General features: G+C 74.7%; 1 protein-coding gene. It reads right to left on the bottom strand.

The genetic code is table 11. The features are described from left to right. A partial coding sequence (locus ABD345_RS40090; protein ID WP_344559782.1) for a protein kinase family protein occupies window positions 1–592 on the bottom strand: 592 nt, incomplete at both ends.

Here is a 592-nt window from a genome sequence, read left to right as displayed (position 1 = left end):
GCTGAGCAGTCGGCCGTGCTCGACCGGAGCGGGCTGCAGCCCCCAGGCCGGAGCCGGTCCGGGCCAGCGGCCGGTCAGCGACGCGTAGAGGAGCTCACCGAGCGCTCGGACGTCCTGCTCCGGCGTACCGGGGCCGGTGGAGCGCAGCGCGGCTTCGGTGGCGAGCCCGACCACCTTGATCGCACCGGCATCGGTGACGACGACCGTGGCCGGGCTGATCGAGCCGTGCGAGTGACCGGTGCGGTGCAGGTTCTCGAGCGCTTCGGAGACCTCGCGGGCCAGCCAGCCGGCCTGCTGGCCGGTCAGCGGTCCGGCGCCGAGCATCCGCTCCAGCGGGCGGCCGCCGGCCCACTCGCGCACGCAGTAGGTGACACCTTCGAAGACGTCGCAGTCGAGCACGCGCAGGAAGCGGGGGTCGTTCGCGGCCGCGGCACGCCGGGCCGCGTCGAAGAGGACGTTGGTCCGGGGGTCGCCCACCGGGAGGACGTCCACGACGACCGCTCGGCTGAGCACCTCGTCCACTGCCCGCCACACCCGCGCACCGTCGATCTCCGCGAGCAGCTCGGCGATCCGGTAGCGGCCGGCGAGCAGG

This window comes from Kitasatospora saccharophila (assembly GCF_039529925.1).
Taxonomy (GTDB): Bacteria; Actinomycetota; Actinomycetes; order Streptomycetales; family Streptomycetaceae; genus Kitasatospora; species Kitasatospora saccharophila.
Note: the sequence above shows the minus strand (reverse complement) of the source record. Positions and strands in the feature narration are given on the sequence as shown.